The 7,473-nt window shown below is 62.6% G+C and carries 8 protein-coding genes and 1 tRNA gene; 7 read left to right on the top strand and 2 right to left on the bottom strand.

Annotation, left to right across the window (positions count from 1 at the left end; translation table 11 throughout):
- Both Q7S20_00285 and Q7S20_00280 read left to right on the top strand, forming a co-directional pair.
- Window positions 1-903: Ig-like domain-containing protein (locus tag Q7S20_00285; GenBank protein MDO8500262.1), on the top strand; the 903-nt coding region annotated here is incomplete at its 5' end.
- A 3-nt stretch (window positions 904-906) separates the two neighbouring features.
- Window positions 907-1,668 carry a sulfite exporter TauE/SafE family protein gene (locus Q7S20_00280; GenBank protein MDO8500261.1) on the top strand — a complete coding sequence of 254 codons (762 nt, stop codon included), beginning with the start codon at window positions 907-909 and terminating at the stop codon, window positions 1,666-1,668.
- Between the two features lie 37 nt (window positions 1,669-1,705).
- Here the strand turns inward: Q7S20_00280 and Q7S20_00275 are convergent, their stop codons facing one another.
- A complete protein-coding gene (locus Q7S20_00275) occupies window positions 1,706-2,734 on the bottom strand; it encodes an ion channel (protein ID MDO8500260.1) in 1,029 nt (342 codons plus the stop codon).
- A gap of 149 nt (window positions 2,735-2,883) precedes the next feature.
- On the opposite strand from Q7S20_00275, the gene Q7S20_00270 reads away from it, so the two are divergent.
- From Q7S20_00270 to Q7S20_00260, 3 genes are all read left to right on the top strand, one after another.
- Window positions 2,884-2,957, top strand: a tRNA-Pro gene (locus Q7S20_00270).
- A 181-nt stretch (window positions 2,958-3,138) separates the two neighbouring features.
- On the top strand, window positions 3,139-3,438 hold the full coding sequence (locus Q7S20_00265; protein MDO8500259.1) for a nucleotidyltransferase domain-containing protein: 300 nt from the start codon (window positions 3,139-3,141) through the stop codon (window positions 3,436-3,438).
- Complete coding sequence (locus Q7S20_00260; protein MDO8500258.1) at window positions 3,428-3,628, top strand: hypothetical protein; 201 nt, start codon at window positions 3,428-3,430, stop codon at window positions 3,626-3,628. Before Q7S20_00265 ends, Q7S20_00260 begins: the two co-directional genes overlap by 11 nt.
- A gap of 195 nt (window positions 3,629-3,823) precedes the next feature.
- On the opposite strand, the gene Q7S20_00255 is transcribed toward Q7S20_00260, so the two are convergent.
- Complete coding sequence (locus tag Q7S20_00255; protein MDO8500257.1) at window positions 3,824-4,258, bottom strand: hypothetical protein; 435 nt, start codon at window positions 4,256-4,258, stop codon at window positions 3,824-3,826.
- A 550-nt stretch (window positions 4,259-4,808) separates the two neighbouring features.
- Between Q7S20_00255 and Q7S20_00250 the strand changes: the two genes are divergently transcribed.
- A complete protein-coding gene (locus Q7S20_00250; protein MDO8500256.1) occupies window positions 4,809-5,513 on the top strand; it encodes a PTS sugar transporter subunit IIA in 705 nt (234 codons plus the stop codon).
- On the top strand, window positions 5,510-7,471 hold the full coding sequence (locus Q7S20_00245) for a proton-conducting transporter membrane subunit (GenBank protein MDO8500255.1): 1,962 nt from the start codon (window positions 5,510-5,512) through the stop codon (window positions 7,469-7,471). The genes Q7S20_00250 and Q7S20_00245 overlap by 4 nt, the downstream gene beginning before the upstream one ends.
- The last annotated feature ends 2 nt before the right edge of the window (window positions 7,472-7,473 follow it).

Below are 7,473 nucleotides of genomic sequence, written 5' to 3'. Positions count from 1 at the left end.
ACGGTGAACATCACGTTCAGCGAGGCGATGGACGCAACCACCGTCTCCGCGACGAACATCACCGTTCGCGTGACATCTTCGGGCACTGCGGTGACCGGAACGGTCGCCTACAACACGACGACACGCGTGGCGACGTTTACGCCTGCTTCACCGCTCGCGCAAAGCACCGGCTATTCCGTCACCGTTTCCACCGGAGTGAAGGACGCCGCGGGGAACGCGCTGGCGGCGCCATTCCAGTTCGCGTTCTCGACCGGTGATACCGCAGCTCCGACGATCGTCGCGCGGACGCCGACCAACGGCGCCACCGGCATCGCCATCAATACGAACGTGACGGTGACATTCAGCGAGCCGATGAATGCCACGACGATCAACTCAACGAACATTACCCTCACGCCGACCGCGGGTGGATCTCCGATAGCCGGCACGGTGACGTACAACTCTGCGACGAACACGGCTACTCTCGACCCGACGGCGGATCTGGCGAACAACACGAGCTACACGATCACCGTGACGACGGGAGTGAAGGACGTGGCGGGGAACGCGCTGGCGGCGACATCGACGTCCACGTTTACGACTGTGACCGACTTGATAGCGCCGACCGTGATCGCCCGGACGCCGACGGACTCAATAAATGTACCGAGGGATACGACGATTACTGTGACGTTCAGCGAAGACATGAACGCATCAACCGTTAACACAGCTTTCAGTCTTGCATTTACCGGTGGTGCCGCTGTTCCAGGGAGTGTTGTGTACGATTCTGCGACGAGGACTGCGACACTCACGCCCAGCGGGACTCTCTCTGCGACTACTAGCTACACGGCAACGGTGACAACTGCGGCCAAGGATACAGCAGGCAATGGGCTCACCGGAAACTTCAGCTTCGCATTTAAGACGGGATCGTAGCCAATGACCGCGCTCGGCGCGGGGCTCGCGCTCCTCGTCGGGTTCGTCCTCGGCCTGCTCGGCGGGGGTGGGTCGGTGCTCACGGTGCCGATCCTGATATACGGGCTTCATGTGCCGGTCAAACCGGCGATTGCGACCAGCCTCTGCGTAGTGGGGCTGGTCGCTTTCATTGGGTTCCTGTCGCATGTGAGGCAGCGGACTGTCGTGTCGAAAGTCGCGATGGTGTTCGGGCCGTTCGCTGTGATTGCCGCATATGCCGGCGCGCGGCTGGCGAAGCACGTCCCCGGGGAGGCGCAGCTCGTATTGTTCGCGGTTGTCGGCCTCGCCGGATCTGTGATGATGCTTCGCGGGACTTTTCGAAAATCCGCCACGCCGGAAATTGTGGACTATGAGTTCAGCGGCGACCGGCGCACTTACGTCCTGCTCGCGCTCCAGGGAATCGGTGTCGGACTCCTCACCGGACTGATCGGCGTCGGCGGCGGATTTCTCATCGTCCCGGCGCTGGTGCTCGTCGCGAAACTTCCGATGCGCCTCGCCATCGGGACGTCACTGCTCGTGATCGCGATGAACGCCCTGAGCGGATTCCTCGGCTACGCGGGCACAGTGCCCGTGGACTGGTCTCTCGTGGCGTGGTTCACGGCGGTCGCGGCAGTCGGAAGCATGACGGGGACGCTTCTCAGCAAGAGGGTTCCGCAACGCCGCCTGCGCCAGGTTTTCGGAGTCCTCCTGATCGGCGTTTCGCTTTATGTACTTTACAGGCGATGACTGACACACAGGCAGTGGTGCATCCACCCGACGCGGTCTAGCTCTTCGGCGGTCCCGGGCGCGGGGGCGCATACCCCCTGAAGTGTCCCGTGTCGTGCCAGGTGCGTGTCGCGGACCATTCCTCGGGGGCCGGTTCCGTGTGGCCCAGCTTGCGCACGTCAATGGCGACTGTGCCGTCGGCGCGCACCGGCTTGTAGATGTTGACGAAGCGCTCGCCGAACACGATCTCGTGCGGCTTGTAGGATGTGCGCGCGTGCACCATCTGCGAGAAGGTCTCATCTATGCCCGAGAGGAGCACGAGGAACTCGGCGTCTGTGTCCGCGAGGTCAGTATCGGTGAGGCCCCACATCGGGCTCTTCTCGTTGATCGGGTGGACGATTGTCCAGCTGAGCGGGAAGAAGACGAGGCGGGTGCGCTCGAGCGTGAGCTGGTCGTACCGTCGTGACGCGCCGTCCATCCTGCTGAAGAGCACCTTCGCCTCGAGCTCGATGAGCTGATTTTTGCGGGCGTTGGTAAGTCGGAACATGAAGCCCGTCTGGTCGCGGTATCCAGTTACGACAGCGCGCTCGCTGAACACGATCGCCGCCGTGGGGCGCGAGAATCGGGCGAAGAGGATTCCCGTGCCGAGGGCGAGCATGAGGAGGCCGGTGAGCGACTCGATCGTGACGATCAGGTTGGCCGCAACACCTGTGGGGTAGATGTTCCCGTATCCGATCGTGCCGATCGTTTCGACGCTGAAGAAGAATGCGCGGCCGAACTCTCCTCCGAAAAACCTCGGGTCCTGTCCTTCGATCGCGTTCGGCCCGCAGGCGAGGTACGCCAGTGCGAAGATGACGTTGGCGAGGAAGTATCCGCCTGCGACGGTGGCGAAGAATTTCTTCCAGGAGATGTTGAGGAAGAAGTGGTACGCGCTGCGTCCCGCCAGGAAGCGCAGTCCTTCGCGCCGCGGGTTGAACGATCCGTCGCGGTTGAGCAGCCGCTTCTCGTTGGCTCCGCCGACGACGGAGCCGAAGCCGAGATCCCGGAGGTCCTGCGTGGATGTTGTGGAGAGACGTGAGTCGGCCACTTGCGCGGTGCGATAGGGGTCCAGTGAAGCAGGAAATTACAATGCGGCGAGGAGGTCTGCTTGGCGAGTGGCGAGGCATTGCCGGTCGCGAGTTGATTAGGGGGTGGTGCAGGGGTAGATTGCGCTTTGCTTCGCAGACCACCGCGTAGCGGGACGTGGCGCAGCCCGGTAGCGCACCTGAATGGGGTTCAGGGGGCCGCGGGTTCAAATCCCGCCGTCCCGATAGAGTAAGTGGCTGATTTGTATAATGTTAGAAAGAACGCCCAGCGAAATGATCGCTGGGCGTTTTGTTTGTAGGAAGCACATCGGAAGCCACGAGGGCGCGTCGGTGGGGCCTGCTCTTCGCCGCTCGCCGCCGTTCGGCTGATTGTAGGCGAACCGCGGACGCAGTAGGTTAACACCCTATGTCGCTGCTCACGAACATTCTCACGAGACTCCGCGCCCACGAGGTCGAACTTCGAGAGCGGGGCGTTGTCCACGTCGCGGTGTTCGGTTCGGTGGTGCGAGCGGAGAACCGAGCCGATAGCGATGTGGACCTGTTCGTGGACCTCACGCCGGATGTCGCCGACAACTTCTTCGCGTACGCGGGAATAGCGGCCGACCTCGAAGAGATCGTGGGACGAGACGTCGATGTTGCGCGACGCGACCGCCTGCGGCCTCACGTGCGTCCGAGCGCAGAGGCGGAAGCGGTGTATGCCTTCTGACGTTCCCAACGAACGGCTGCACGATATCATCACCAACATTGATCGGGCCCGAGCCCATCTGAAGGGCATGACGCCTGGGTCGGAACTCGACGACAAGACGCGCGACGCGGTCGAGCAGGAACTGGGACCGCTGCGTCAGGCCTGTGTCAACGATCTGGCGGTACGTCAGGAAGATGAGGGCGCGCGCTGAAGAAGTCCCTGTGAAGCGAACCTCCGCCTCGCGCCCGAGACCTCAGGGCGCGCACGCGTGGGCATTCAGGTTGCGGTTTCGCCGCAATGCGTTCGGTTGGCGCGGATCGCGGCTCGCGATCAAGCGCGTGAATGAGGCGGTCAGCGAAATCAGAAAGGCGGCGCGAACGGGTCCCCTCGTCGCCGCCGTTGATCGTCACGGCGCAGGGCCACCCAGATTCTCAGGGTCGTTCTGCGCATTCCTGACTTCAGTGCGTTCTCTCGACTCTGCTGCTGCGATTTCCATCCGATCTTCCCGAATCTCCAGACGCAACCTGCCAAAGAAGCTCATGTAGACGTTGGCCAGCCATACCAGCGAGAAACCGGCGATGAGATAGCCTCGCCAGTCATCGAACAGCAGCTTGTAACGGGTGATGAACAGGAAGAAGGCGGTGACGTAGTGACTGAAGCAATACTCGCACGTGAACAGGTAGAACAATTTGCGCGAGTATAGGCGCTGGCACGATTTGCTTTTCGCAGCGCACCAGTCGCGAGGCTCGCGAAACAGATCTTCGTGCGTCACGGTCCACGCGATGGACGCAATCGGAATCGGGAGAACAAACAGCAACACGAGCTGACGGTCCAACGTCATACATCCACCGCGTCGTTCCATTTCGACGTGCGCGCCGCGTCAAAGGGATGTGGGGTCTGGGTCAAGGTGCCGTCAGAGATCATGAATCACCTTTGGGAAAAAAGGGCGGCCGCCACACCGACCGTGGCGGCCATCATGACCGGGGCATCATTGATGCCATCCCCCACGCAAAGTGTTTTGGCGCCTGGCATGACCGCTCGGATCGGCCATTGATGGCATCGCCGAGACGCCGCGCCCCGATCGCCCCATCGGTTGGTCTGGGTACTCCGTGCGCTGGTCGCGAGCGTTGACCTGTCGCAACAACGCATTCGCCGGCGCAGTTCGCAGCGGACGACAGAGTGTGCTATTGTTGGCGCGAACGTCTCGCGTTGCGACGATGCAGAAGGACATTCGCGCCGCGTGCATCCCAGGGACGGTGATTCGCACAGTGCGGATATGGGCAAACCGCATCTGAACACCACCGCTACAACCGAGGGCTGGGCGAAATGACCGGCAGGGAACTGAGTGCGCTTGAGGAGATCGGAGTTTCGACGCCGTCGCCCGAGACCGAATGCAGCTGACAGTTCGTGAGGCCGCCCGCCATCTCGGTGTGAACGAAGCTACGATCAGGCGTTGGATCAGTCAGCGCGCGCTCCCCGCCCACCACGCGAATGAACAGATCTACATGAATGCCGTCGAGCTATGGGAGTGGGCGGTCGAAAATGGCGTCCCGGTTTCCCGGCAACTGCTCGATCAGGCTCGGGGCTCGCCGGACCCCGTCCCATTGCTGAGCGAGCTCCTGCGCGCTGGTGGAATCTTCAGCGACATTGGAGGAAACACAAAGGCCGAGGTGCTCGGCGAATTCGTCGAACGGTTGCCGCTGGCGCCGGAGCAGGATCGTGCATTCCTGTTGAGTGTGCTCGAGGCGCGTGAAGCCATGGGCTCCACTGGCATCGGCGACGGAATCGCGATTCCCCACGTGCGAAACCCGATCGTTCTGCAGGTCGAACAGCCGTTCGTTACACTCGGGTTGCTCCGCCACGCGATCGAATTCGGATCTATGGATGGCAGGCCCGTGCACGCGCTATTCATGGTCGTCAGCCCGACGGTGCCGGCGCACCTGGCGATTCTCGCACGACTCGGATTTGCGCTCCGGGACGATACTCTCCGCGGTCTGCTGCGAGATCGCGCACCGGCCGACGAGATCCTCGATCGTGTCGCGCTGGTCGAAAGCACCCGCAACACGGGATCCTTCAAAGTGGTGCCCCTGGCGTGATTCTGTTCTTCGCCGGACTCGGAATGCTCGTGGCCGCCGTTGTCACCGCCCTTGTGGTCCGCGGCGATGCGATGCGCGATCGAGTATTCGCGACGTTCGTTGTCGCGGGGGCGAGCCTGGCTTCGGTTCCTGCCTTTCGCGTGCTCGGCGGCGCGACCAGCCTGGCCACGCGCTGGCCTTCGGGCCTTCCGGGGGGCGACTGGGTGATCGGCATCGACCCGCTTTCGGCCGTGTTTCTGCTCGCGGTATTGGTCGTCGGGGCCGCCAATGCCGTATACGGTGCTGCCGACATGCGCGCCGGTGCGAACACAAGCGTTTCACGACAGGCAAACACGACATACGCCGTGCTCGTCGTCGTTCTCGCGCTCGTAGTCACCGCGCAGAGTGTGATGTTGTTCCTCTGCGCGTGGGAGATGATGGCGATCAGTTCGTTCCTGCTCATCATGACGGACCATCACCAGCCGCAGGTGCGCCGTGCAGGGTTCATCTACATCGTCGCGACCCACACCGGCACGCTTTTGCTGTTCGTGATGTTCGCGGTCTGGTCGCGAGGAACGGCCGATTGGTCGTTCGCGTCGCTTGCTGCTACCCGACCGACGCTGATGTGGGGCGGGGGACCGCTCTTCCTTCTGGCGCTCGCGGGCTTTGGAGTGAAGGCCGGTTTTGTGCCACTGCATTTCTGGTTGCCTTCCGCCCACGCCGCCTCTCCCTCACACGTTTCGGCGGTCATGTCGGGTATCGTCATCAAGACGGGTATCTACGGCTTGCTTCGCGTCGTGATGCTTGCGGGTCCGCCGCCCGCGTGGTGGGCGTGGACCGTCCTCTTGCTGGGCGCTTTGTCTGCCGTGCTTGGAGTGCTGTGGGCGCTCGCGCAGCACGACATCAAGCGTCTTCTCGCGTATCACAGCGTCGAAAACATCGGCATCATCCTGATCGGCATGGGACTCGGCGCGCTGGGGACTGCATACGGGCACCCCATCCTGGCAATTCTTGGATATGGCGCTGCCGTCCTCCACACGGTGAACCACGCGCTCTTCAAGGCGCTCCTGTTCATGAGTGCAGGCGCCGTGTACCGAATGACGGGCACTCGCAACATGGAGGAGCTCGGAGGCATCGCACGTCGCATGCCCATTACCTTTGCGGCGTTCCTGATCGGCTCCATCGCAATAATCGGCGTGCCACCGCTGAACGGCTTCGTAAGCGAGTGGCTTGTCTACCAGGGGCTCTTTCGTGCCGGGTATTCGCCGGGCGCGCTGCGGATCGCGCTGCTCGGCGCTCCGGTACTGGCGCTCGCTGGTGGTCTGGCCTTGGCCTGCTTCGCAAAGGCCGCCGGCGTAGTGTTTCTCGGCCGCCCCAGGAGCGACCGGCCGCTTGCGGCACGCGAGGTCGGCCCGGCGTTTCTCCTCCCGCAGCTTGCGCTGGCTGCGATATGTGTCGCCATCGGGCTACTGCCAGCATTGATCGTCCGGCCGTTTCTCTTCATTGGGGCGACAATCGGCGGCCAGCCCCAAAGTCAAGCGGCCGCAGCCTGGGCTGAGGTATCGCCCGCCGCGCAAAGCGTCGCCGTCTTTGCTACGGGTCTTTTACTCGTCGTTGTGGTGATCTGGGCTGGAAGACGGTTCGTGCTGCGTCGCAGATCGGTGCGGCTGGATGCCACCTGGAGCTGCGGATACGGAGCGACGACGTCGCGAATGCAGTATACGGCATCGTCGTTCGCCGCGCCGCTGCTCTCTGTATTCGGACCTCTGACGGGCGTGCAGGAACATCGTGGTGCAACCGTGTTCCACAGCATGCCACGCGATCTCATTCTCGACCGCGTTGTCGCGCCATTGTGGGCGCGCGTGCGGAGATCAGCTCTTCGGCTGCGTCCGATTCAGGATGGACGGTTGCACTTTTATTTGCTTTACGTCGTCGCCGCCGTTCTGGCGTTTCTCACCTATCTGGTTGTTGCGCCGTGAGC

This window comes from Gemmatimonadaceae bacterium (assembly GCA_030647905.1).
GTDB lineage: Bacteria > Gemmatimonadota > Gemmatimonadetes > Gemmatimonadales > Gemmatimonadaceae > UBA4720.
Note: the sequence above shows the minus strand (reverse complement) of the source record. Positions and strands in the feature narration are given on the sequence as shown.